General features: G+C 72.2%; 24 protein-coding genes and 1 pseudogene. 11 read left to right on the top strand and 14 right to left on the bottom strand.

Annotated features, from left to right (window positions below):
- Positions 1-110: 110 nt before the first annotated feature.
- From ACQP2F_RS28180 to ACQP2F_RS28160, 5 genes are all read right to left on the bottom strand, one after another.
- Positions 111-1295 (bottom strand): metallophosphoesterase, encoded by a 1185-nt coding sequence (locus tag ACQP2F_RS28180; RefSeq protein WP_433292503.1) that lies wholly within the window; start codon positions 1293-1295, stop codon positions 111-113.
- A gap of 16 nt (positions 1296-1311) precedes the next feature.
- Entirely contained in the window at positions 1312-1980 is a 669-nt protein-coding gene (locus ACQP2F_RS28175; RefSeq protein ID WP_433292501.1) for a nucleoside/nucleotide kinase family protein, read from the bottom strand.
- Between the two features lie 10 nt (positions 1981-1990).
- Entirely contained in the window at positions 1991-2641 is a 651-nt protein-coding gene (locus tag ACQP2F_RS28170) for a hypothetical protein (protein ID WP_433292499.1), read from the bottom strand.
- A 69-nt stretch (positions 2642-2710) separates the two neighbouring features.
- Positions 2711-2950: a hypothetical protein gene (locus ACQP2F_RS28165; RefSeq protein ID WP_433292497.1), complete on the bottom strand. Its 240-nt coding sequence runs from the start codon at positions 2948-2950 to the stop codon at positions 2711-2713.
- A 98-nt stretch (positions 2951-3048) separates the two neighbouring features.
- Complete coding sequence (locus tag ACQP2F_RS28160) at positions 3049-3936, bottom strand: serine/threonine-protein kinase (RefSeq protein ID WP_433292495.1); 888 nt, start codon at positions 3934-3936, stop codon at positions 3049-3051.
- A 90-nt stretch (positions 3937-4026) separates the two neighbouring features.
- On the opposite strand from ACQP2F_RS28160, the pseudogene speB reads away from it, so the two are divergent.
- Positions 4027-5039 (top strand): annotated as a pseudogene (speB, locus tag ACQP2F_RS28155) (agmatinase).
- Here speB and ACQP2F_RS28150 read toward each other — a convergent pair.
- Complete coding sequence (locus ACQP2F_RS28150) at positions 4998-5612, bottom strand: TetR/AcrR family transcriptional regulator (RefSeq protein WP_433292493.1); 615 nt, start codon at positions 5610-5612, stop codon at positions 4998-5000. The pseudogene speB and the gene ACQP2F_RS28150 overlap by 42 nt on opposite strands.
- A gap of 41 nt (positions 5613-5653) precedes the next feature.
- On the opposite strand from ACQP2F_RS28150, the gene ACQP2F_RS28145 reads away from it, so the two are divergent.
- Entirely contained in the window at positions 5654-6769 is a 1116-nt protein-coding gene (locus ACQP2F_RS28145; protein WP_433292491.1) for a M20 family metallopeptidase, read from the top strand.
- On the opposite strand, the gene ACQP2F_RS28140 is transcribed toward ACQP2F_RS28145, so the two are convergent.
- The 4 genes from ACQP2F_RS28140 to ACQP2F_RS28125 all read right to left on the bottom strand — a co-directional run bounded on the left by ACQP2F_RS28140 (position 6714) and on the right by ACQP2F_RS28125 (position 9578).
- On the bottom strand, positions 6714-7157 hold the full coding sequence (locus tag ACQP2F_RS28140; protein ID WP_433292489.1) for a response regulator transcription factor: 444 nt from the start codon (positions 7155-7157) through the stop codon (positions 6714-6716). The two genes, ACQP2F_RS28145 and ACQP2F_RS28140, sit on opposite strands and share 56 nt — an antisense overlap.
- 269 nt (positions 7158-7426) lie before the next feature.
- Positions 7427-8338: a hypothetical protein gene (locus ACQP2F_RS28135; RefSeq protein WP_433292487.1), complete on the bottom strand. Its 912-nt coding sequence runs from the start codon at positions 8336-8338 to the stop codon at positions 7427-7429.
- Between the two features lie 39 nt (positions 8339-8377).
- Entirely contained in the window at positions 8378-9310 is a 933-nt protein-coding gene (locus ACQP2F_RS28130) for a sulfotransferase family protein (RefSeq protein WP_433292485.1), read from the bottom strand.
- Positions 9311-9425: 115 nt separating this feature from the next.
- Entirely contained in the window at positions 9426-9578 is a 153-nt protein-coding gene (locus ACQP2F_RS28125) for a hypothetical protein (RefSeq protein ID WP_433292483.1), read from the bottom strand.
- Between the two features lie 417 nt (positions 9579-9995).
- On the opposite strand from ACQP2F_RS28125, the gene ACQP2F_RS28120 reads away from it, so the two are divergent.
- Entirely contained in the window at positions 9996-10961 is a 966-nt protein-coding gene (locus tag ACQP2F_RS28120; protein WP_433292481.1) for a glycosyltransferase family 2 protein, read from the top strand.
- 18 nt (positions 10962-10979) lie between these two features.
- Positions 10980-11816, top strand: coding sequence for a glycosyltransferase (locus ACQP2F_RS28115; RefSeq protein ID WP_433292479.1), 837 nt, complete (start codon positions 10980-10982; stop codon positions 11814-11816).
- Positions 11817-11879: 63 nt separating this feature from the next.
- On the opposite strand, the gene ACQP2F_RS28110 is transcribed toward ACQP2F_RS28115, so the two are convergent.
- Both ACQP2F_RS28110 and ACQP2F_RS28105 read right to left on the bottom strand, forming a co-directional pair.
- Positions 11880-12743, bottom strand: coding sequence for a universal stress protein (locus ACQP2F_RS28110; RefSeq protein ID WP_433292477.1), 864 nt, complete (start codon positions 12741-12743; stop codon positions 11880-11882).
- A complete protein-coding gene (locus ACQP2F_RS28105) occupies positions 12740-14209 on the bottom strand; it encodes an amino acid permease (protein WP_433292475.1) in 1470 nt (489 codons plus the stop codon). The genes ACQP2F_RS28110 and ACQP2F_RS28105 overlap by 4 nt, the downstream gene beginning before the upstream one ends.
- Before the next feature lie 120 nt (positions 14210-14329).
- On the opposite strand from ACQP2F_RS28105, the gene ACQP2F_RS28100 reads away from it, so the two are divergent.
- The 3 genes from ACQP2F_RS28100 to ACQP2F_RS28090 are packed head-to-tail and all read left to right on the top strand — an operon-like array spanning position 14330 to position 16666.
- A complete protein-coding gene (locus tag ACQP2F_RS28100; protein WP_433292473.1) occupies positions 14330-14677 on the top strand; it encodes an STAS domain-containing protein in 348 nt (115 codons plus the stop codon).
- A gap of 36 nt (positions 14678-14713) precedes the next feature.
- The gene (locus ACQP2F_RS28095) at positions 14714-15406 is read left to right on the top strand and encodes an alpha/beta hydrolase (RefSeq protein WP_433292471.1); all 693 of its coding nucleotides are present in this window, start codon (positions 14714-14716) and stop codon (positions 15404-15406) included.
- 24 nt (positions 15407-15430) lie between these two features.
- Positions 15431-16666, top strand: a complete 1236-nt coding sequence (locus tag ACQP2F_RS28090; RefSeq protein WP_433292469.1) for an ATP-grasp domain-containing protein — start codon at positions 15431-15433, stop codon at positions 16664-16666.
- Positions 16667-16673: 7 nt separating this feature from the next.
- On the opposite strand, the gene ACQP2F_RS28085 is transcribed toward ACQP2F_RS28090, so the two are convergent.
- Positions 16674-17447 carry a hypothetical protein gene (locus ACQP2F_RS28085; protein WP_433292467.1) on the bottom strand — a complete coding sequence of 258 codons (774 nt, stop codon included), beginning with the start codon at positions 17445-17447 and terminating at the stop codon, positions 16674-16676.
- Positions 17448-17551: 104 nt separating this feature from the next.
- Positions 17552-18100, bottom strand: a complete 549-nt coding sequence (locus ACQP2F_RS28080) for a hypothetical protein (protein ID WP_433292465.1) — start codon at positions 18098-18100, stop codon at positions 17552-17554.
- 221 nt (positions 18101-18321) lie between these two features.
- Between ACQP2F_RS28080 and ACQP2F_RS28075 the strand changes: the two genes are divergently transcribed.
- The 4 genes from ACQP2F_RS28075 (at position 18322) to ACQP2F_RS28060 (ending at position 23624) form a co-directional block, all read left to right on the top strand.
- Entirely contained in the window at positions 18322-19227 is a 906-nt protein-coding gene (locus tag ACQP2F_RS28075; RefSeq protein WP_433292464.1) for a hypothetical protein, read from the top strand.
- Positions 19228-19292: 65 nt separating this feature from the next.
- Positions 19293-19730: a DUF5990 family protein gene (locus tag ACQP2F_RS28070; RefSeq protein WP_433307633.1), complete on the top strand. Its 438-nt coding sequence runs from the start codon at positions 19293-19295 to the stop codon at positions 19728-19730.
- On the top strand, positions 19727-22801 hold the full coding sequence (locus ACQP2F_RS28065; RefSeq protein WP_433292462.1) for an SNF2-related protein: 3075 nt from the start codon (positions 19727-19729) through the stop codon (positions 22799-22801). The genes ACQP2F_RS28070 and ACQP2F_RS28065 overlap by 4 nt, the downstream gene beginning before the upstream one ends.
- The gene (locus ACQP2F_RS28060; protein ID WP_433292460.1) at positions 22794-23624 is read left to right on the top strand and encodes a hypothetical protein; all 831 of its coding nucleotides are present in this window, start codon (positions 22794-22796) and stop codon (positions 23622-23624) included. Before ACQP2F_RS28065 ends, ACQP2F_RS28060 begins: the two co-directional genes overlap by 8 nt.
- Positions 23625-23713: the final 89 nt, after the last annotated feature.

The raw sequence follows: 23713 nt of genomic DNA, 5'->3' as shown, positions 1-23713 counted from the left end.
GAAAGCGGCGGGGCGACCGAAAGTGGCGGGGCGAGCGAAAGCGGCGGGGCGAGCGAAAGGGCGGGCCGCCAAGGGCGGGGCGGGCGCGGGCCGGGCGCAAGGCGGTGCGGTCAGGCGGTGCGCAAGGTCAGGAGCGTTATCTCGCTGGGGGCGAACACCCGGAACGGCGGCCCCCAGAAGCCGGTGCCTCGGCTGGTGTAGAGAAGGGTTCGGTCGCCGTGGTGGGAGAGGCCCTGCAGGACCGGCTGGTCGAGGCGCACCAGGTAGTGGAACGGCCACATCTGGCCGCCGTGGGTGTGGCCGCTTATCTGCAGATCTACGCCGTGGGCCACGGCGCCCTGGATCTGGGCGGGCTGGTGGGCCAGTAGCAGGATCGGCAGGGTGGGGTCGGCGCCCTCCAGGGCGGCCTCGTGGTCGGCGTGGTGGCCGGGGACGCCGGAGCCGGCGGCGGTGCGGTCGTCGACGCCGGCTATCACCAGCGAGGATGCGCCGCGGGTGACGACCAGGTGGCGGTTGTGCAGGGCCTCCCAGCCCAGCGACGCCATGTGCTCGACCCAGCGCTGGGCGCCGCTGAAGTACTCGTGGTTGCCGGTCACGTAGACGCGGGCCAGGGCGGCGCGGACGTCGGCGAGCGGGGCGGCCTGGTCGCGGCGCTCGGAGACCTCGCCGTCGGCTATGTCGCCGGTGTGGGCGACGATGTCGGGGTCGAGCCCGTTGATGACCTCGGTGACGCCGCGCGACCAGCGGGACCGCTCGATCGGGCCGTAGTGGGTGTCGGTGATCAGCACCAGACGCAGGCCGTCCAGGTCGCGGCCCAGCCGTGGCAGCCGCACATCGAGCCGGCGGACGCGAGGCACGCGCATCGCCTCGGCGTACCCCCACAGGAGCAGGACCAGCGCGATCAGGGTGACCACGACGGTGGCGATGCGGTAGCGAGCCGGATCGCCGACCCCGGCCAGCCAGAGCACGGCGGTGAGGAGCTGGCCGAGGATCGACCAGACGAAGAGGACCCACACCACGCCGAGGGTGGTGTCGGCGATCTTGGCCGGTACGTCGTGATGGTTGCGCCCGTGGCCGGCGAACATCAGGAACGGGAACGCCACGAACACGACGGCGACGACGATCGTGCCGGTCACCAGGACCGGCGTGGGCCAGTCGTTGCCGCCGGCGATCAGCGTCCACCAGGGCACGCCGAAGAGCAGGAGCAGCACCGCGACCAGGATCGACGTGAAGCGCAGGGCGCGGGACGCGCGACGGCGGGGACGGGCCTCCACCGGAGATTCACCCACTGACACGAGTGAAGCATGCCACCTAGGCGGGAGGACTGCCGACGCTGTGGATGAGCGACGGCGGAATGACCAGGTCGGCGCGTGATCGGGTGGCGGCGATCACGGCGGCGTTGCGCTCGTCGGTGCCGGTGGCCCAGGCGACCGCGGCGTTCTCCTGCTTGCCGAAGCGGATGTGCCGGGCGATCAGGCGGCCGAGCCGGGTGTCCTGGTCGAGGTCGGCGTACCAGACCTCGGAGAGCAGCGGGCGGACGGCGTCCCACAGCAGCAGGTAGTTGCCCTCGGTGACGATCAGGCGGGCGTCGCGCTCGATCGGGATGGCCCCGGCGATCGGCTGCTCGATGACCCGCTCGAAGCCGGGGGCGTAGATGATCTCGTCCTCGTCGGCGAGCAGGCGGCGGAGCAGGGCGGCGTAGCCGAGGGCGTCGAAGGTCTCCGGCGCGCCCTTGCGATCGCGCAGCCCGAGGCGCTCGAGCTCGACGTCGGCGAGGTGGAAGCCGTCCATCGGGACGTGCCGGATCCACCGGTCCGCGACCAGTCCGGCCGGCGGCGCCGGGGCGAGCGCGGCCACCAGCTCCTCGGCGATCGTGGTCTTGCCGGCGGCGGGCGGCCCGGCGATGCCGAGGACGGCCCGGCGCCCGTCGGCCACCAGCGCCCGGGCGCGACTCGCGAGGGCCGGGAACGTCAAGGTCATAGGGGGAAAGCTATAACCCGAGGCGCAAGCCGGCGACGCCGGCGGGGGAGAGCGGGCGGGCGGTGGCCCGGGTCAACTCGTCCCGTACGCCGGCCGGCAGCTCGTCGGCGAGCGTGCGCAACCGGGGATAAAGGTCGAGCACGTCCCGGTGTGTCAGCGCGCCGACCCCGATGAGCAGGCCGTTTATCGATCCCGGGTCCCGGGCGAGCTCGTGGCACAGCTCCAGCCGCCAGATCGGGTCGTGCACTCCGGTGGCGAACTCGCGGGCGATCCGGTTGCCGGCGGGCGAGGCCATCTCGAGGCGGGCGTGCCGGCCGGAGCGGGCGAGCACGGGCGCTAGCCGGCAGGCGATGCCGAGGAGCTGGGCGAGCTCGGGCACGGTCAGCACCTCGAGGCCGAGCGAGCAGGTGGCGCACAGCCGCTGGTAGGTGCGGGCGTGGATGACCGACGCCGGCCGCGGGCAGTCGCCGAGCGGGCCGCACAGGCGGTCGAGGATGATCTCGGCGAGCGTGCCCTCGTGGTCGAAGCGGCCGACGCCGAAGTAGGCGGCGGGCCGGCTGCGGTAGTGGGCGAGGGCCGTCCGCGCACTGACGTAGCCGTCGGACTCGACGCCGATCTGGGGAACACCGTTGTCGGTGGTGAGCTGGATCAAGCGGAACATCTTCGTCGCTCCCCGGTGGTTGAAGCGCCAACATGTTGCCCGGGGATACGGGGCCGGCGGGAAGACGGTTCACTCCTCACTGCGAGTGAAGGAGAAAATCCGCCGACGTCGTTGACCAGTAAGCCGGAAGCAGTCGAAGGTTACGGCGTGTAGCGCGTACACGCCAGAGGTGAGCATGAGCCAGACGGCCGCGAGCACCGCCACGAGCGACGTGTCGAGCACGTTCCACGCCGCCGGGAGCACCGCCGACCCGAGCGTGAGCGACGCCGCGGTGGCGGCCTCGGCGAGCCGGAAGGGATCGATCGACATGGCGGCCAGCCTGCCGGTAGCCGCGGCCGCCGCGCCTCTGCCCGCAGCCGGATGCGCGGCTATGACTTTCGGCCGAGGGACAAAACGGAAGAACCCCGCTAGGCGCGGTGCCGGCCGGCCTTGGCGGTGGGCTGGTCGGCCCAGTCGACGGTCGGGATCGGGGCGAGGTCGCGCATCGGAACGTACACCCGGGCGTCCACCGCCTCGCCCAGCAGCAGCGCGGCGACCAGGGCGGTGGGCCGCTCGCCCGGCTCCTTGGCCAGGCAGCGGGAGCAGAGGTCGATGACCTCGGGCGGCATCCCGTCGATCTCCGGCAGCGGGTCGGGGTCGTTGCTGCAGGCGGCCTCGACCAGCTGGGTCGGCGTCGCGGCCGCCCACGGCAGCCGGCCGGACAGGCACTGGTAGAGCAGGGTGCCGAGGGCGAACATGTCGGTCGCCGGGGTGGCCGGGCTGCCGGCGAACCGCTCGGGCGCCACGTAGGCGGGGGTGCCCATGACCGGTCCGTCCGGGTCGGGGTCGGCCGAGCCGACGGCGGCCGCGATGCCGAAGTCGAGGACCTTGGCGCCGGACGGGGTGAGCATGATGTTGCCGGGCTTGATGTCGCGGTGCACCACGTGCTCGGCGTGCGCGGCGGCGAGACCGGCGGCGACCTCGGCGCAGATCCGGGTCGCGATCCGCCAGTCGAGCGGGCCGGCGGCCAGGTGCTCGCCCAGGGTGCGGCCCTCGACCAGCTCCATCACGATGTACGGCTGCTCGGCCGAGGTGCCGAAGTCGTGGACGCCGGCCACGTTGGGGTGGGCCAGCCGTGCCGCGGAACGGGCTTCCGCGCGTACCAGATCGATGGGAATTTCCTGCCCGGGCGCCATGACCTTGACCGCCACCGGCCGGTCGAGCACCTCGTCGTGGCCGCGCCACACCTCGGACATGCCGCCCCGGCCGATCCGCCGGACCAGCTGGTACCGGCCGCCGAGGGTCCGTGTCGCCATGGGCCGCCGGTACCCGCCCGAGATCGGCGGCAAACGCTGTACTCCAATACTGTATGACGATACAGTCCGCTCGTGACCCGATACGGACCCATGTACGGCCCGGACTACACGTTCCTCGGCGTGCCCGCCTGCGACTGGCAGGAGCCCGCCACCTACGCCGATGCCGACGTCGTCATCGTCGGCGCGCCGTTCGACGGCGGCACCTCGCACCGGCCGGGCGCCCGGTTCGGCCCGCAGGTCATCCGGGGCACCGACTATCTGCCGCACGACGGCTCCCGGCCGCACATGGCGATGCGGGTCGACGCGCTGTCCACCGATCTGTCCGTCATGGACGCCGGCGACCTCGAGGTCTTCTCCGGCGAGATCCAGCGGAGCTGCCAGACCATCGAGGACGCCGTCGCCTTTATCGCGAAAAATGGGGCGATACCGCTGATCCTTGGTGGCGATCACACCGTGACCTGGCCCGACGTGACGGGCGTGGCGAAGAACTACGACAACATCTCCGTGATCCACTTCGACGCCCACGCCGACACCGGTGACATCGAGTTCGGCTCGCTGTACGGCCACGGCAGCCCATGCGCCGGCTGATCGAGTCGGGCGCGGTGCGCGGCGACCGGTTCCTGCAGGTCGGGCTGCGCGGCTACTGGCCCGGGCCGGACGTGCTCGACTGGATGGCCGACCAGGGCATGAACTCGTTCCACATGAGCGAGATCGTCGACCGCGGCCTCGACGCCGCCCTCGACCGCGCCTTCGAGATCGCGCTCGACGGCTGCGAGGGCGTCTTCCTGAGCGTCGACATCGACGTCTGCGACCCCGGCCACGCCCCCGGCACCGGCACCCCCGAGCCCGGCGGCCTGACCGCCCGGCAGTTGCTCGACGCCGTCTCGCGGATCTGCCACGAGCTGCCGGTGGTCGGCATGGACATCGTCGAGGTGTCGCCGCCGTTCGACCACGCCGAGATCACCGCGATGCTCGGCAACCGGGTCGTGCTCGAGGCGCTCTCCGGCATGGCGCGGCGCCGCAAGGACGGCGACGGCCCGCGCTGGAACCGCGCGACCCCGCTACTGCAGGGGCGCGGGACGCACGGCGACCAGCCGGCCTAGGGCGTCGGCCAGCAGGGACGGGGCGAACGAGGTGTCGCCGAGGGCGACCGGCAGCGCGAGCCCGTCGATCAGCGCCAGCGCCTGCCGCGCCACGTCCATCGGCTCGGCGTCGGTGCCGAAACGGCCGTCCGTCACACCGGCCTCGACGATCGAGGCGATCAGGACGTGCCAGCGGGTGTAGTCGCCGAGCACCTCCGCCCGCAGCTCGGCGTCGCGCAGCGCCCATCGCCAGGACTCGACCCAGAGCCGCCAGCCGGTGTCACTGCCGACCGCGCCGGTCAGGTGGGTGGCGATGGCCAGTAGCCGCTCCCACGGGTCGGCGAGCTGTGCGAGGCGGGCGCCCACCGCGTCGAAGTCGGCCTGCGCCGCGTACCGGAAGACGGCGATCAGCATGTCCTCGCGGCTGCCGAAGTAGTACTGCAGGGTGGACACCCCGACGCCGGTCGCGGCGGTGACGTCGGTGAAGCGGGTGGCGTCGGCGCCGCGTTCCGCGACGACCGAGCAGGCGGCGGCGAGCACGTCGGCGCGCTTGCGGGCCGCCCGTCGCCCGCCGATGCGGGTCACCTCACTCACCGCGCATGTCTATCACGACCAGGGTGTACGACCATTGCCTCATGACGCGATGGACCGATCGACTGGCCGACCTCGTCGCCATCCCCTCCACCGCCGACCGGCCGGCCGACCTGCGCCGGGCCCTCGACCTGGTGGTCACCGGCGTGGGCGACGGTTTCGCCGTGCGCCGGTTCGAGTCGAACGGCAAGCCGAGCGCGCTGCTGCACGCGCCCGGGGCGACCGGCCCGTTCCCGGTCGTCCTCAACGCGCACCTCGACGTCGTCCCCGCCCCGCCCGCTCAGTTCGTGCCGCGGCGGGACGGCGACCGGCTCTACGGCCGGGGCACGCACGACATGAAGGCGGCGGCGCTGGTGATGGCCGACGTGTTCCGGTCGGTGGCACGCGACCTTCCGATCGCGCTGCAGCTGGTCACCGACGAGGAGGTGGGTGGCGCCGACGGCACCGGGCATCAGCTCGCCGAGGGCGTCCGGGCCGGGTTCGTGGTGATCGGCGAGCAGAGCGGCCTGCGGGTGGTGACCGAGTCCAAGGGCATCTGCCACGCCCGGCTGACCACGACCGGCCGGGCCGCGCACGCCGCTTATCCGTGGCTGGGCGACAACGCGCTGGTGTCGCTGCTCGGGGCGCTCGACCGGCTGCTGGCCCGCTATCCGGTGCCGGCCGCCGAGGCGTGGGCGACGACGGTCAACGTGGCCCGCGTCGAGACCCCGAACGCAGCCTTCAACCAGGTGCCGGCGGCCGCCTCGGCCTGGGTCGACATCCGGTATCCGCCGGGGGACGGGGACTTCTCCGGGCGTACGGGATCGGAGGTCGCCGCCCACCTCCGCGCGGTCACCGGGGTCTCCGCGTCGGTCGACGCGCTCGGGCCGCCCCATCGCGCCGATCCCGGCAGCGCGGCGGTGACCGGCCTGCGGGAGGCGATCCGGAGCGTCGGCTACCCGGGCGACCTGCTGCGCAAGCACGGCGCCGCGGACGGGCGGTACTACCACGCGCTCGGCATCGACGCGGTGATCTTCGGGCCGGGCGGTGACGGTCAGCACGGCCCGGACGAGTACGTCGACCTGACCACCCTGGAGCCGTACCACGACGCGCTGCGCGCGTTCCTCAGTCGTTGGCCAGCAGCAGCCAGCGGACCCGGCGGATCAGCTCGGCCGGGCTGAACGGCTTCACCAGGTAGTCGTCGGCGCCGACGGTCAGCCCGAGGTCGATGTCGACCTGCCGGTCGCGGCCGGAGAGCATCAGCACCGGGATCTGCGCGGTGGCGGCCGACGAGTGCAGCTCGTAGCAGACGCTCAGGCCGTCCAGCCCCGGCATCGCCACGTCCAGGATCACCATGTCCGGCAGCTCCCGGCGCACCAGGTCCAGCGCCGACGCGCCGTCGGCGGCCAGGATCGGGCGGTACCCGGCCGCCCGCAGCTTGAAGGCGATGACCTCGCGGACCAGCTCGTCGTCGTCGGCGACCAGGATGGTCGGCTCGGCGACGTCGACCGCCCAGCCGGCGATCGGTACGGGCAGCGACAGCGACGGCATGGCGAGGGTGGTGACCACGATCTTCTCCTGACTTCGGCGACGGGTGGCACCATCGGCCGGGCCGGCGGGGGCGACAGGGAAATCCGTGTTGCACGACGGGTGCTATCGGGCGGCGGAAGAGGGCGAAAGAAAATGGCGGAGCCCCGTCCTTGTGAGACGGGCCCCGCCATCGACAGTGCGGCCGTTTACCGCGCACACCTTGCGTCGGCTCCGACGGTAGGACACCCACCTGGTGGCGATTTGCCCGCCCCCGTGGAGGGTGATCGCGCTCTCAAACCGGCCGTTGTTCAGACAGCCTCGCTGCGCAGGTTGTGGGCGCCGTCGGCACGGGTGGCCTCGTAGTAGATCCGGTCGCTCCCGTCCGGCATCGTCACCAGGCTCAGGTAGCGCAGCCCGTACGGCGGGTGCGGGCTGGCGACCGGATCGCCGTCGGAGGCCGTGAGCTCGCCGAACGTGCCGTCGGCCAGCCGCTTGCCGCGTGCGGTGCCGGTCCGCTCCTCCCAGTTCTCGCCGGCCGTGGCCCGCCCGTCGTAGGCGACCGTGATCTCGTCGCCGTCGACCCGCACCGAGGACACCCGCACGCCGCGCGCGTCCCACTCGCCGGTGCGGCCGGCCAGCGCCGTGCCGCGCCAGGTCCAGTGCACGCCGTCGGGGCTGGTCGCGTACTCGGTGGTCATCCGGTCGGCGTCGTCCCAGCTCTCCAGCGGGTGCACCGACGCCCACAGGTGCCAGCCGAACTCGTCGTGGTGCAGCACCGGGTCCTTGACCCCGACCGTCTCGTCGCCGGGCAGTACCGTGCGGGCCGGCGCGGTGGCCAGGCCCTCGGGGGTGGCCGACTCGATCAGGTCGACCCGCCAGTGCTTGGTGCCGGGGGTGGCGACGCTCACGTACAGCCGCCACCGGCCGTCGTGCGTGTGGACCAGCGCCGGCCGCTCCAGCGACTCGGCGCCGAACGTCTCCTTGCCCACCTCGGCGACCGGCTCGAAGGTCACGCCGTCGCGGGAGCGGGCCACCACGTTGGCGATCCCGCGACCCTCGCCGATCGGCAGCCGCAGCCGGTACGCCAGGTAGACCCACCCGTCGACGACGATCGAGCTGGGCGCGCCGGCCCAGGCGCCCGGCTCGTCGCCCGGCGGCTCGACGACCACGACGGACTCGTCCCAGCGAGGCAGCGGCAGCGTGGTGATTCCGGTGGACAAGGCGGCTCCTTGGGTTGGTAACTGAGGTGGTAACGAAACTCAGACCTGTACGTGCCGGTCGACCGACAACCAATCGTCATAGCGCTCGCCGGTCACCTGCTGCAACAGCGCGATGTCGGCGGTGAACGCCGGGAGCAGGGCGGCGCGCTCCTCGGGCGTGGTCACCGGCCGGTTGCCCCGCTTGCGGTGCAGCACGGTCAGCAGCGGACCGCGGGCGGCCAGCCGCAGCGGCACCGGGAAGCGGTGGCCGAAGCCGCCGCCCGCCCGCAGCAGCGCGCGCAGCACCCGGTTGACGGCGTTGTCCTCGACCACGTGCCGGTTCACGTTCTCCTTCGGGATCGCGGTCAGCACGCCGGTGGCGACGCCGAGGAAGGCGCAGACCCGGTCCAGCGTCGCCGCCGGGTCGTCCTTGAGCTCCCGGTAGCGCAGCAGCAGGACCTGCTCGCGCGGGAAGTGCCGGTAGAGGTGCTCGACCTGCTTCCCGTACAGGCCGAGGCCGGTGTAGTGCCAGAACTGCGCCCACCCGGCGGCGACCCGTTCCGGCTCGGCCCGGCAGGCGGCCAGGAAGTCGGCCTCCGGCTCGAGCCCGGCGTTCCACAGATGCGTCCAGTTGGAGTGGGCGCGGTCGACCGGGTCACGTAGCAGCACCACCAGCCGCGCCTGCGGGACGAGCGCCTTGATGCGGGCGTGCGAGTCGAGGTCGTGCAGGTAGAACGGCGTCGCCTCGCCGCGGACCGCGCCCTCCGGCGCGGCCGCGAACAGCGCCTCGTAGTCCTCGCGCCGCCACACGTGCTCCTGGTAGGTCTGGACGTCGCCGGGACCGCCGTGCCGCGGCGGCGGACCGTCGGAGAGGAAGAACTTGGGCTCCTTCACCGGCGACAGGTAGAGCTCGGGGTGGGGGACGAGCGCCGCGTGCAGGGCCGTCGTGCCGGCCTTGGGAACGCCGGCGATCAGGAAGTCAGGAAGTGGCACAGGGATCCCTCCCGTCGTCGCAGGCGGGCACGGCGGCGTGCCCGCACGCTCGAAGTGAGAGTTAGCCTACAGAGTTAGTAGGTTTTTGCGACCCGTCACCACGTGCTGGGATCGGTCACCGGGCGTCGACCAGCCGTCGCCACCAGCTCGCGCGCCGGAAGCGCGGGCACTGCTCGGGGCCGCACAGCGCACACTCGGTGCCCCGGCGGTGGTGCTCGTGCGCTCCGTGACCATGGCCGCAGACGCAGGGTGTCTTCTCTTCGCTCATCGCTTCACCAACGGTAGGGATGCCGGAAAGGATACCGTCCCGCACCCTCCCGTTGACGCTCCGTGATGTCGGCGTTCACGACCGGCCGCCGTCACAATTTTTCCGACATTTATTTTTTGTCGGATTCCCGACGTGCTCCGGGTCGCTGTCCGATTTGTCGAGCCTCGACGCCGGTCGCCCCGTCCACGACACCGTGTCCGTAACTGAACGTAACTCCGGTGACGATCGGTGACCAACGAGCCTGGTGGGAAAGCCGCTGGTGGTCCGGACGGCGACTCCGAAGAGTCACGACGCACGTCGACGTCGTTTGACGCTGCGTAATGAACGACCTACCTTGGTCTCAGCAGCGAGCGACCGGCGGAACTCCCCCGAAATCCGCCCACAAGGTCGCGTCGCCGAGCCCGGGAGGGACCGAAAATGCAGCCTTCGCCCCACGCCTCCACCACGCAGCGTGACGCCCGCACGTCACCGACCGTCAGTGTTGTGATCCCGGCGCTGAACGAGGAGCGCAACCTCCCGCACGTGTTCGCCAAGCTGCCGGCGATGGTCACCGAGGTGATCCTGGTCGACGGCGGCTCGGTCGACCGCACCGTCGCCGTCGCCCGCGAGCTGCGCCCGGACGTGGTCGTCGTGCAGCAGACCCGCAAGGGCAAGGGCAACGCGCTGGCTTGTGGCTTCGAGGCCTGCACCGGGGACATCATCGTCATGATCGACGCCGACGGCTCCACCGACCCGGCCGAGATCCCGCTCTTCGTCCAGCAGCTGCTCGACGGCGCCGACTTCGTCAAGGGCTCGCGGTTCTCCTCGGGCGGCGACAGCCACGACATCACCCCGCTCCGCAAGCTCGGCAACGACGGGCTCAACCTGGTGGTCAACGTGCTGTTCGGCACCCGCTTCACCGACCTCTGCTACGGCTACAACGCGTTCTGGCGCAGCGTCGTCCCGATGCTCGACCTGCCCGCCACCGCGCTCCCGCAGCCGGCCGGCGGCGGCAAGCTGTGGGGCGACGGCTTCGAGATCGAGACGCTGATCAACATCCGGGCGGCCGCCGACGGCCTCAAGGTCGGCGAGGTCGGCAGCATCGAGCACGAGCGCATCCACGGCGAGAGCAACCTCAACACCTTCCGCGACGGCTTCCGGGTGCTGCGGACCATCTTCAGCGAGTACGGCCGGATGCGTGCCCGCCGCAACCTCGGCCGGCCCGAGGGGGTCACCAGCCACCGTCGCGTCTCGGCCGAGTCCCGCGGCTACGGCCGCCTGGTCAACCGCCCGGCCGCCCGGCTCGCCACGGTCGCCGCCGAGCAGGCCCCGATGAACCGCGCCCGCCGGCAGAGCGCGACCGACCGCAAGCCGGTGCGCGTCGCCGTCGCCGCCCGGGACTGAGCAGTTGTGGAGCACGCCGTGAATCTCACCCCCCGCCCCGCCGTCACCGTCGTCATCGCGACCCAGGCCGGGGACAGCTGGAGCTCGCTGGTGCGGACCGTCGCCTCCGCCCGGTCGCAGACCCACCGCCCGGCCGAGGTGCTGGTCGTCGTCGACCACGACACCGACCACTACCGGCGGGTGCGGCGCGACCTGGCCGGGGTCACGGTGATCGAGAGCGACCACGCCCCGGGCCTGCCCGGCAGCCGGGACACCGGCGCGTTCCACGCCGGCACGTCGCTCATCGCGTTCCTCGGCGCCGACGTCATCGCCGACCCCGAGTGGCTGGCCCGGCTGGTCCGGCCGTTCGACGACCCGGCGGTGGTGGGGGCGGGCGCCGGCATCAGGCCGGAGTGGCAGGAGCGGCGCCCCCGGTGGATGCCCGACGAGCTGCTCTGGACGACCGGTGGGACGTACGACCGCAACCGCGGTGTCGCCGGCATGATGGTCCGCCGCGCCACCTTCCGCGAGGTCGGCGGCTTCGGCCTGCGCGACGCCGAGCTGCGCACCCGGATGAGCGCGCTGGGCGGCGGGCGCTGGCGGCTGGTGCCGGACGCGGTGATCCGCCACGAGGTGCCGGCCCGCGACGCCACGTTCGGCGCGTTCGTGCACCGCTGCTTCCAGGAGGGCCGGGCCGAGCGGGCCGTGCTGCGCTCGATGCCCGGCGCGGTCCTGCGCAACCTGAGCGCCGGCCACCCGTTGCGGGCGGCCGCCGTGCTGGCCGCCGCGGCCGCGGCCGCCTTCGGCGCCGTGGTCGCGTCCCGCCGCGCCGGCGAGCCGATTGCGGCCCGCCGCGCGTTCGAGCCGGCCCGCTGAGCCCGCCGCGCCGGCGAGCCGACTCCGGCCCGCCGCGCGTTCGAGGCCGCCCGCTGAGCCCGGCTAGCCGCTGCGTGGCACTACGATGACCGGACGCCGGGCCCGGCGGATCAGCCGGGCCGAGACGCCGCCGAGCAGCACCCGGCGGGCCGGGCCGTAGCCGCGCGAGCCGCAGAACAGCACGTCCACCTCGTCGAGCTCGGCCAGCGTGTCGACCACGTCACCGGGCACGATCCGCCAGTCGGTGTCACATTGCGGCACCGAGGCGGCCGCGGCCTCCAGCGAGCGCTCGTACGTCTCCCGGGCCGTCTCCAGGAAGGCCCGCTCGGCGTCCTGCCCGATCAGGAACGGCAGCGACGCGTCGCCCTGCGCCACCACCGTGTAGAGCCGCAACCGGGCGCCGGTGCGACCGGCCATCTTCGCCGCCTCGGCGAGCGCGGCCCGGCCGTCGGGCGTGTCGACGTAGGCCACGCCGATCACCCCCAGCGTGCCCGGCGGCGTGGCCAGCTCGGCCGGCGCCACCGCGACCGGGCAGACGCTGCCGGCCAGCAGCCGGTCGGCCGTGCTGCCCGGATAGAGCCGCTCGCGGGGCCCGTCCCGGCCCGACCCGACCACGATCAGCGACGCGCCGGTCTCCTCGGCCAGGTCGTGCAGGCCGTGCGCGGCCGACGACGAGGCCACCGCCCGATAGTCGGCGTCGGCGCCCTCGAGCGCCTTGCGGGCCTCGTCGAGGATCCGCTCGGCGGCCCGGTGCCGGTCGGCCACCCACTCGGCGTCGACCCGGCCCGAGCCGAGCGCGGCCGGCGCCGGGTGCACGACGGCGACCAGCAGCCGTACCCCGAGGGTCTCGGCCGCCCACCGGCCGAGCGTCAGCGCGCCGGGGCCGGGCGCGCCGGCGATCACCGGCCCGGCGGCGGGGGCGGTCACGGCTCGTCGCTCTCGGCCGGGCCGTGCTCGCGCGCCCAGCCGGGCCGCCCGGCCTGCTCGGTGCGCAGCCGCGAGTTGCGGTAGCCGTAGAAGGCGTAGATCAGCAGGCCGACCGCCAGCCAGACCACGAACCGCACCCAGGTCTCCCAGGGCAGGTCGGTCATCAGGTAGACGGCGAACGCCACGCCGATTATCGGAAGCACCGGCGACCACGGCACCCGGTACGGCCGCGGCATGTCCGGCCGGGTCCGGCGCAGGATGATCACACCGATGTTGACCAGCACGAACGCGAACAGCGTGCCGATGTTGACGAGCTCGACGATGGTGCCGAGCGGGACCAGCGCGGCCAGGATCGAGATCAGCACGCCGAGGCCGAGCGTCAGCATCGCCGGGGTGCCGTACCGCTGGTTGACCGTGGCCAGCTTCTGCGGCATCAGGCCGTCCCGGCACATGGCGAAGAAGATGCGGGTCTGGCCGTAGAAGATGACCAGGACCACGCTGGTGATGGCGATGACCGCGCCGAGCGCCAGGATGCCCGCCGCCCAGCTGATGCCGGCGCCCTGGTCGAGCGCGGCGGCCAGCGGCGCGTCGCTGTCCTTCATCTGGTCGGGGGAGGCGATGCCGAGCGCGCCGACCGCGGTGAGCACGTAGAACAGCGTGCAGATGCCGAGCGACCCGATGATGGCCAGCGGCAGGTCGCGCTCCGGCTTGCGGGCCTCCTCGCTGCCGGTGGACACCGCGTCGAACCCGATGTACGCGAAGAAGATGATCGCCGCCGCGCTGGTCACCCCGTCCACGCCGGCCGGGGCGAACGGCTTGAAGTTGTGGGTGCTGAAGTTGGCGAACGCCACCACGATGAAGAACAGCAGCACGGCCAGCTTGATCCCGACCATCACCAGGTTGACCCGGGCGCTCTCGGAGACACCCCGGATCAGCAGGAACGCGATGGCCATGACGACGAAGACGGCGGGCAGGTTGAACACGCCGCCCTCGGACGGCGACTTGGAGATCGCGTCGGGCAGGGTGAAGCCGAACGCGGCGTCGAAGAACGCGTTGAGGTTGCCGCCCCAGCCGACCGCGATGCCGGCCACCGAGACGCCGTACTCGAGGATCAGGTCCCACCCGATGATCCAGGCGACGACCTCGCCGAGGGTCGCGTAGGTGTACGTGTACGCGCTGCCGGAGACCGGGATCGACGACGCCAGCTCCGCGTAGGACAGCGCCGAGAACACGCAGGCCACCGCGGCCAGCACGAAGGAGAGGATGACCGCCGGACCGGCGATGCCGGCGCCCTTGCCGATAACCACGAAGATGCCGGTGCCGATGATGGCGCCCACGCCCATCGCGGTCAGCTGCGTCGCGCCGACCGCCTTCTTGAGCCCGTGCCCCTCCTCGGCGGTCTCGCTGATCAGCGACCTGACGTCGCGGACCGCGAAGACGCCCGGCCTGCCCGATGTCGTTGCCACAGCCCACCACCCTCACTGGATTGGCGACTACCGATCTCACCTTGTGCCTGTCCGGTGACGTACCGCAAGTCGAGAGAGGTACGCCTGCGCGCCCGCCCCGGGCCGTTGTACCGTTCAGCCATGGGCGAGGCGGTGATGACGACCCGGCGGCAGGCCGACGGCGCCATCGTCGTGGACGTGCGCGGCAGCCTCGACGCCGCCACCGTGGACGCGCTCCGGCAGTCGCTGCTCGGCACGCTGCAGCGGGAGCGCCCGGCCGTGCTCGTGGTCGACCTGACGTTCGTCGTCTTCATGGACTCCCTCGGCATCGGCGCGCTGGTCAGCGGCTACAACGCGGCCCGCGAGGTGGGCTGCCGGTTCGTGCTGCGCAACCCGAGCGAGTTCGTGCACCGGCAGCTGCGGGTGACCGGCCTGTCCGAGATGTTCGGGCTGCCGCCCTCGACCTCGCCGCAGACTTTCACGCCCTGAGCCGCGCTCGCCGCCGAAGGCGGCTAATGTGCGTTCATGGAGCGGGTGGCCGACGGTGAGATGCGCGCGATCCCGGTCTCCGCTCCCGGCATCACCGGCCGGATCTGGTCGCCGCCGGGCGCCGGCGAGCGGGCGCTGGTCGTCCACGACGGCCCCGAGTACGACCGCCGGGCCCACCTCGGGCGCTGGGCGGCGGAGGCGGTCGCGGCCGGCTCGGTCCCGCCGTTCCACCTGGTGCTGCTCGAGGCGGGGGAGCGCAACGAGGCGTATTCGGCCTCCGCGGCGTACGCCCGTGCCCTGACCGGGAAGGTCCTGCCCGGCCTCGGCTTCGGCGCGCCGGTGGTCGGCGCCGGCGCGAGCCTCGGCGCGCTCGCCATGCTGCACGCCCAGCGCCGCGAGCCGGAGCGGTTCGCCGCGCTGTTCCTGCAGTCCGGCAGCTTCTTCCAGCACCGGTTCGACAAGCAGGAGTCGGGCTTCGCCCGCTACCGGCGGATCCTGCGCTTCGTCTCGCAGGTGCGGCGCACGCCGGCCGGCCCCGGAGTGCCGGTGGTGATCACCTGCGGCGCCGACGAGGAGAACCTGGCCAACAACATCAGCATGGCGTCGTCGCTGCGCGCGCAGGGATACGACGTCACGTTCGCCGAGGTCCCGGGCGGGCACGACTGGGATGCCTGGCGCAACGCCTTCGATCCGTACCTCACCGCCCTGCTGCGGCGGGTCTGGTCCTGACCCTCACACCCCTCGGAGGACGACGTGGCCGACGTCGAGCACACCATCGGACTGTTGCTGGGCACCGAGGACGACTGGCCGCGGGCGTACGAGGCCCTGCTGCGGCGGCTCGGCGTGGTCACCGGCGCCGACGGCCGGACCCATCGCACGCGCTCGGTGCGGGTCACGATCGAGCCGTTCAACCTGCGCTACAAGCCGCAGCACGACCTGGTCATCGACCGCCTCGCCTACTGGTACTACCACCCGCGCGAGTGGCTCAAGAAGATCGCCCTGATGGACGACGTGTACCTGCTGAACAGCCCGTTCACGTTCCAGTCGATGGAGAAGCACGCGGCCTACTGCGCGATGATGCGGCTCGGGCTGAAGGTGCCGGAGACGGTGCTGGTGCCGTACAAGAACCCCTTGGACAACTCCCGGTACGCGTACACGGCCGCCCGCTACAACCAGGCCTTCGACCTCGACAAGACCGCCGAGCAGGTCGGCTACCCGATGTTCATGAAGCCCTACGACGGCGGCGCCTGGGTCGGCGTCTCCAAGATCCGCAATCCGGCCGAGCTGCACGCCGCCTACGACGCGTCCGGCGAGCGGCTCATGCACCTGCAGTCGGCGGTCGAGAACTACGACGTCTTCGCCCGCTCGCTGACCATCGGCCCCGAGACGATGGTGATGAAGTTCCGCCCTGAGCAGCCGATGCACTCCCGCTACGAGGTCGACCACGGCTTCCTGTCGGCCGAGGTGGGCCAGGAGGTGGTGACGATCTCCCGGCTGGTCAACGCCTTCTTCCGGTGGGAGTTCAACTCCTGCGAGTCGCTCGTGCGCGGCACCGACGTGCACCCGATCGACTACGCCAACGCCTGCCCCGACGTCGCGATCACCTCGCTGCACTACTACTTCCCGTGGGCGATGGCCGCGCTGCTGCGCTGGACGGTCTACTGCGTGGTCACCGACCGCCGCCCGCGCCTGGACACCGACACGTCCCGCTACTTCGCCATCGGGGACGATCCTTCGCTCTCGTACGCCGAGAAGCTCACCGAATACCGCCGGCTCGCCGACGAGTACTTCGAGACCGACCGTTACCGCGACTTCTGCGACACCCACCTCGCCCACGTCGACGAGGTCGTCCACGACTGGGTGGCGTCCGACGAGTTCCGCTCCCTGCTGCGCGAGACGGTCCGCGCCACGTACCCGGTCCACGAGCACGAGAAGTTCCTGGCCCACTTCGGCGGCCTGGTCGACGCCTGGGTCCGCGACAACTCCTAGCCCGCCGTCAGGCCCGCTCCGGCGGCGTCAGCAGGTTTCGGGCGTCGATGTGCCGTTGCCCCGCGTAGGTGATCTGCGCATGACCATCGGCGAGCCGGACCAGAGCCTTGGTCTGTAGCGTCGTCAGTGTCCGCCTCAGGTTTTTGACCATCGTCGCCGGGACCCACTGCGCCAGTTCACTGACGGCGACCGGAACCGGCGCGACGTGGTACAGCAGCAGCAGCACGTGGTCGCCGGCTCGCAGATCGGCCCGCAGCACCATGGGCACCCGGCCGAACTCCTGTATCACCGGGACCTCCCGGGTGACCAGGCCCTCGATCAGCCGCTGCGCCTCTTCTGGAGGGATCCGTCCGCTCAGCCGGATGAACTCGGCCAGCACCCAGTCGAGGACGGCGACCACGAGGGTCGCGTCCTGCAACCCGGGATCGATGCCGTCGCCCAGATGGGCGGCGTTCCGGCTGTTGCGGATGTCGTACACCACGCGGAGCGCTCTGGGGATGTACACGCGTACTGACTTCGGCTGATCCGCCCGAGGGATCCTGGCCAGCTCGGCGCTCAGGCGATCGCTGTCGAGTTGCTCACCGATCGCCGTGAACGCCTTACCGACGCGGAGCTGCAGAATGCGGTACGCCGCTTCGCAGAACCGGCCGCCCTCCACCTCGCTGAACCGATGCTTCCCGAGCCGGAAGTTGCGTTTCGCCTCGTCGTACGCGGTCAGCAGTTCCGCCGTCAGCCTGGGATGGTAGGCCTCGTCGAGAGCCGTACGGATGGGGTTCGTCATGACTCGTCGGAGGAGGCGGGCGGTTTTCGCGCGCCGTTGGACCGGCGCCGACGGAACTCGTACTGCTTCAGCGCGTCCTTCGCCGCCCCGCGATCGGGCAGCGCCTAGACGAGAGCATCCCCGCGGGACGTGATCTGTTTCAGGCCGCCCGCGCCGGCCGAGACCACGTATCCGCTGCTCGTCTCGGCGTTGTGAAGATCCCGCGAGGCATTTCCGAACTTGGCCAGCGCGGCTTCCGTATTGAGCGTGGTGATGTCGCCGACCTTGAAGTGCGGAAGGCCGCGCTGGTGCGTCAAGTAGTAGGCGAGGCAGGCGATGCGCTCCGCCGCGTTGGTCGGCTTCTTCCAGCTCATGAAGGCCTTCGGAGTTTCCAGCCTCGTCCCCGCGGAGGGATCGGCCGGACCGCTTCCGTTCGTCGGTACCGTCGCCGGAGCCAGACCGATCGGAAGCCCGAGACCAGTGATGAGCCACTCGACCGCTCGCTTCTGCACCTCCGGCGGAAGCGGCTCGAGGGTGTCGCGAAGGATCTCCATGGCCCGCAGCTCGGCCTTCCAATCGCCATCCTCGGGGTGATCGTGCTCGGACGGTGCCGATGTCGGATCACCTACCGGTGGATCCACGTTCTTGTGCTGTTCGTTCTCGAAGTCGTTCATCTGCGCTTCGCTCCATTCGGCATCGAGTTCCGTCGCTATTGACCTGACCTGGGCGCGCGGTACAACCTCACATCGGGAACGTCGCTCTTATGTCGCCGGCGCCGGGGTGTCCGCGATCGCCCGCCCAGCGTCTCCGCAGGTGAGCGCCGCGAAGATGGAACATGTGCCAACTTCGTAATGGCCGCCACTCCGGGCTACCGGCGCTGCGCGAGGAGGTGCCGGTGTCCGAGATGACCAGCCGGAAGACCGCGGCCGTAGCGGCGGTTCTGCGGGACCTGCTCGCCAACAATCCGCGCTATCGCCGGCAATGGCTGCGACACGCCGAACGCGATCGCGGCGGCATCAACGGAGCCGCGGTAGCGAAGGTGATCGAGGGATATCTGGTTGACGCCGGCGAGATCTCCGAGTGGGCTGGCTCGCATAGGCAAGGAAAGGATCGGGTCTCGCGCGCACTGAACGGAGACCGCTTCTCGCCGGCCACCATTCGGCTCTTTGCCGCGGCCTTCCGTATGGCGCCGGCCGACGTGGCCCGTCTCGACGAGGCGTTCGCCACGAGCCCAGCTCGCGGAGTGAGTGGGACGTTGCGCACGCGGCGGGAGCTGGTACGACCGCAGGACCACCGGACGATGAACATCGTGGAGCGCTACTGCGTGGGCGCCGACGGTCGGCTGGTGGGCCGCCGGACCCAGCAGACGATCCGCGCGACCGCAAACGACGTTGGCATCTACATGTTCAACCACGAGCCCAGCGCGACTGGCGTGGAGGTGCTGCACGGCGGACGCGTCGGCCGTCGCTACCGATATGGCGGCGGCCTTGCTGCGGTCGAGATCCTGCTCGACAACCCTCTGGCTCGCGACCAAGCCACGGCCTTCGAATACCGGACGGACTACGCGGACGGGCACGAGGTGTCGGAGGTCCGCCGGTCGGCCTTCCTCCGGACCGAACACGTGGACTTCGCGGTCGAGTTCGCCCCGGATCGGATTCCGCGCGCCGCGTGGTGGTGTGCCTGGGACGACCAACTCGGTGGACGGATCGTCTTTCAGGAGCCGGTGCCGATCGGCCCGGCGATCCGGAACTTCGTTCCGTTCGTGGAGCAGAGCGTCGTCGGCTTCCGGTGGATGTGGTGATCGGAACCCGCAGAGTGCGTCACGCGTAACTGTCATACCCGCGGCCTAGAGTCGATCCCGTGCGGATGCGGATCGAGGGGCGGGACCTGCCGGGTCGCGGGAGCGGCGCGGTGGCCGACGAGCTGCGCCTGCGGAACGTTCATGTCGGCATGCAGCGCAAGGCCGAGGTGGTCTCGCTGGTGCCGGCCGGCGCCGAGTCGGCCATCTGGGAGTTCGACGTCACCGTGCGCGAGGTCGACGGGCTGCTCGACGTCGGCGGGCCCTGGGTGCACGGCCGGCCGGGCGCCCGCTTCCTCTACCTGAGCTGGGGCAACGTCACCGGCGACGGGTTCGAGATGTTCCGGCGGGCCAAGCTGCTGTTCGGCGACATCCCGACCGCGATGTTGCGGGCCGCGTTCGAGGGCGGTGGCCTGCTGGTGGGTGAGCTCGGGCTGACCGATTCGCTCGGGGGGCCGAGGAGCGCCCGGGTGCGGCCGCCCGACATCGTGTGGACGCGGCGATGACCGACCTCGTCCTCGGCACGCGCGTGCTGCATGGCTTCGTCGGGGCGGCGGGGGAGCTGTGTCTCTGGGGCGAGTCGGCCGACCGGGCGGCGTTCGCGCTCCCGGCGTCGGCCCTGCCCGCCGGCGCGGCGTTCACCGCCTCGCTCGTGCTGCCCTCGACCAGCGCCGGGCCGCTGCCGTCGCCGCAGCTCGGGCTGCCGCCGCGGCGGGGGCGGCCGCGGCCGCGGAGCTGGGCGGTGCCGGCCGTGGTGGTGCCGTTCGCCGACGACGACCTGGTCGAGGAGTTCGACGGCCGGGCCGGGCACACCGTGCGCTGGCTGGTCGAGCTGTGCGCGTTCGCGGCCGACCTGGTGCGGCGCGGGCGGGTGCTGCCGTCGGTGCTGCCGTCCGGCCCGGTCGCGCGGTGGCGGCCGGTGCTCACCGGCTTCGACGCCGTGGCCCGCGACGACCTGCTGCGCCGCATGCCGGGCGCGTGCCGGGCCGCGACCGGCGCGCTGCCCGCGGCCGACGTGCTGGCCACGGCGCTCGGGCGGCTGGTCGACGGGCTGGTGCGCACCCGCCTGGCCGAGGCGGGCGTCGAGCTCGGCGACGGCTGGCTGGCCGCGCTGACCGGCGAGCCGGGCACCCCCGTCGACGCCCGCTGGCCGGACGGCAGCGCGTCCGCCGGCGGGCGGTGGCCGGACGGCCGTGCACCGGCCGCGGCGCCCGATGACGGGCGGTGGCCGGACGGCCGTGCGCCGTCCGTCGGCGGCCGGTGGCCGGGTGGGCGTCCGTTCACGGCGGCGCCGGCGCTTGCCGACGAGCTGGCTGAGCGGCTTGACGCGTGGCATGCGAGCGCCGCGTCGGGGGCGGCGGTGCGGCTCTGCTTCCGGCTCAGCCACGTGTCCGAGCTGGGGCCCGAGCCGGATGCGACCGACCCGCGGGCCGACGGGGCCGATCGGGAGGTGTGGCTGCTCGAGTTCCTGCTGCAGGCCGTCGACGAGCCGAGCGCGCTGGTCACCGCGGCCGACATCTGGCGCGACGAGTATGCGCCGCTGCGCCGGTGGACCCGCCATCCGCAGGAGCGGCTGCTCGGCGGTCTCGGCCGGGCGGCCCGGCTCTATCCCGATCTCGACGCCGCGCTGCGCGTGCCGCGGCCGACCGACATGGTGCTCGACACCGCCGAGGCGTACCGGTTCCTCACCCAGGCCGCCGTGCTCGAGGAGGCCGGCTACGGCGTGCTGCTGCCCCGGTGGTGGCGCGACAAGCAGAGCCTCGGACTCGCCCTCGAGCTACGCGGCCGCGACCCGATCCCAGCCGTGCTGCGCGACCAGGCCGCCGACCTCGCCCACCTGGTCGACTACCAGTGGGGGCTGGCGCTCGGCGGGCGGTCGCTGACCGAGGCCGAGCTGACCGACCTGGCCCGCGCCCAGGTGCCGCTGGTCAAGCTGCGCGGCCGGTGGGTCGCGCTCGACCCGGAGCACCTGGCCGCCGGGTTGAGGTTCCTGGAGCGCGGCGGTGGGTCGATGACGGCCGGCCACGCGCTGCGCATGATCAAGCTGCTGCCGCCGGAGGAGCTGCCGCTGCCGGTGACTGCGGTCGGCGGCAAGGGCTGGCTCGCCGACCTGCTCTCCGGCGAGCTCGAGCAGCGGCTGGAGCTGCTCGACCCGCCACCCGATCTGGCGGGGCAGCTCCGGCCGTACCAGCTGAGGGGTTTCAGTTGGCTGGCTTTCATGGACGCCCTCGATCTGGGCGCCTGCCTGGCCGACGACATGGGTCTCGGAAAGACGGTGCAGCTGCTGGCCCTGTTGCTGCATCGCCGGTCGGGGCCGGCCCTGCTGATCTGCCCGCTCTCGGTGCTCGGCAACTGGCAGCGCGAGGCCGCCCGGTTCGCGCCCTCGTTGACGGTCAAGGTGCTGCACGGCGCCGAGCGTCCGTCGGCCGCGTCGCTGACCGGCGCCGACATCGTGCTCACCACCTACGCCACCGCGGCCCGTGACGCCGACGATCTCGCCGCGATCGCCTGGGACCGGGTGGTGCTCGACGAGGCCCAGCACGTGAAGAACGCGGGAAGCGCGGTGGCCAAGGCCGTCCGGCGACTTCCGGCCCGGATGCGCATCGCCTTGACCGGTACGCCGGTGGAGAACCGCCTCGCGGAGCTGTGGTCGATTCTGGACTTCCTGAACCCGGGCGTCCTCGCCTCGGCCCACACGTTCCGGGCCCGGTTCGCGGTGCCGATCGAGCGCTACGGCGACGAGGACGCCGCCTCCCGGCTGCGGCACGCCACCCGCCCGTTCCTGCTGCGCCGGGTCAAGGCGGACCCGGCCGTGATCGACGACCTGCCCGACAAGCGCGGCCTGCGGCACCTGTGCGGGCTCACCACCGAGCAGGCCACGCTCTACCGGGCGGTGCTCGACGAGATGACCAGGCATCTGGCCGAGAGCAGCAACAAGTGGAACAAGGGCATCGTGCTGGCGGCCATGACCAAGCTCAAACAGGCGTGCGTGCACCCCGCGCTGCTGCTCGGCGACGGCTCGCCGCTGCCCGGCCGCTCCGGCAAGCTCGAGCGGCTGGAGGAGATCGTGGACGGCGCGCTCGCCGACCAGGAGAGCGTTCTGGTGTTCACCCAGTTCGCCAAGTTCGGCGCGATGCTGACCCCGCACCTGGCCGCCCGGTTCGGGGCGCCGGTGCGCTACCTGCACGGCGGCACCTCGCGCGCCGACCGCGACGCGCTGGTCGCCCAGTTCCAGAACGACGACCGGCCCGGCGTCTTCGTGCTGTCGCTCAAGGCCGGCGGGACCGGGCTCAACCTGACCGCGGCCAACCACGTGGTGCACGTCGACCGCTGGTGGAACCCGGCGACCGAGGCGCAGGCCACCGACCGGGCGTTCCGCATCGGACAGCGGCGCGACGTGCTCGTGCACACGCTGGTCTGCCTGGGCACCCTGGAGGAGCGGATCGACCGGCTGCTGGCCGACAAGGGCGTGCTGGCCGAGCGCGTCGTCGGCAACGGCGAGGGCTGGCTGACCGCCTTCGACACCGACGCGCTGCGCGAGCTGGTGCGACTGGCCCCGGAGGCGATCGTTGACTGAGTCGTCCTCGCTCTCGCTGGAGTTCCTGGGCACGTTCGAGTCGCTGCGGATGGGCCCGACGTTCGCCCGCGGCCGGCGCGACGAGCGTGCCGGGCACGTGCGGCAGCTGACCATCTCGGGCAGCCTCGTGGTGGCGCTGGTGCGCGGGCCGGACGACCCGGTGGCCTTCCGCGCGCGGATCGCGGTGCGATCCTTCGGCGCCTCCGAGTGGGCGCGGGTGGAGCAGGACATGGTGGCCGAGGCACGGTACGCGGCGGACCTGCTCGCCGGGCGGATGCCGGCCGGGATCACGTCGCTGTTCGCCGCGGCCGGGCTGACCCTGGTGCCGCTGTCGCTCGACGAGGTCGCGATGGACTGCAGCTGCGAGCGGTGGCCGATGCCGTGCGTGCACCTGGCCGCCGCCTGTTACGCGCTGGCCCGGTCCTTCACCGAGGATCCGTTCGGGGTCTTCGCCTGGCGCGGGCGGCATCGGGACGAGTTGCTGCTGCACCTGCGCGACCTGCGGGCGGCCTCGGTGTCCTCGCCCGGCTCCGCCGGCGCCCGGGTCGATGCGGCCTCGCCCGCTGCGGCGGCCCCGCGCGCCGCGGCGGTTCCGCCCGCTGCGGCGGCCACCCCGCCCGATGTTTCCGACATGCCGGACGTGGAGAAAGAGTCGTTCTGGGGCGGAGATGCCGTCGCCGCGCCGCCCGCCCTGGGTCGCCCGGGGGCCGTGACGAGACCGGACGCGCTGCTCGATCAGCTCGATCCGCCCCTGCTATCACACCAGGGCCGCCCGATAGTCGACGTGCTGCGTCCCGCGTACCTCGCGCTGCCCGAAAGCTAGCCGAGTCTGTTCTTCCACGATCGGGGTACACGTAGCGGTACCGTCTGGTAACAATCCGTGCACATGTTCTCCTTGTCGAGGCACAACTA

This window comes from Actinoplanes sp. CA-030573, assembly GCF_050951115.1.
In the GTDB taxonomy this organism is placed as follows: domain Bacteria; phylum Actinomycetota; class Actinomycetes; order Mycobacteriales; family Micromonosporaceae; genus Actinoplanes.
The sequence above is the reverse complement of the archived record's forward strand: the minus strand, read 5'-3'. Positions and strand labels throughout refer to the sequence as shown.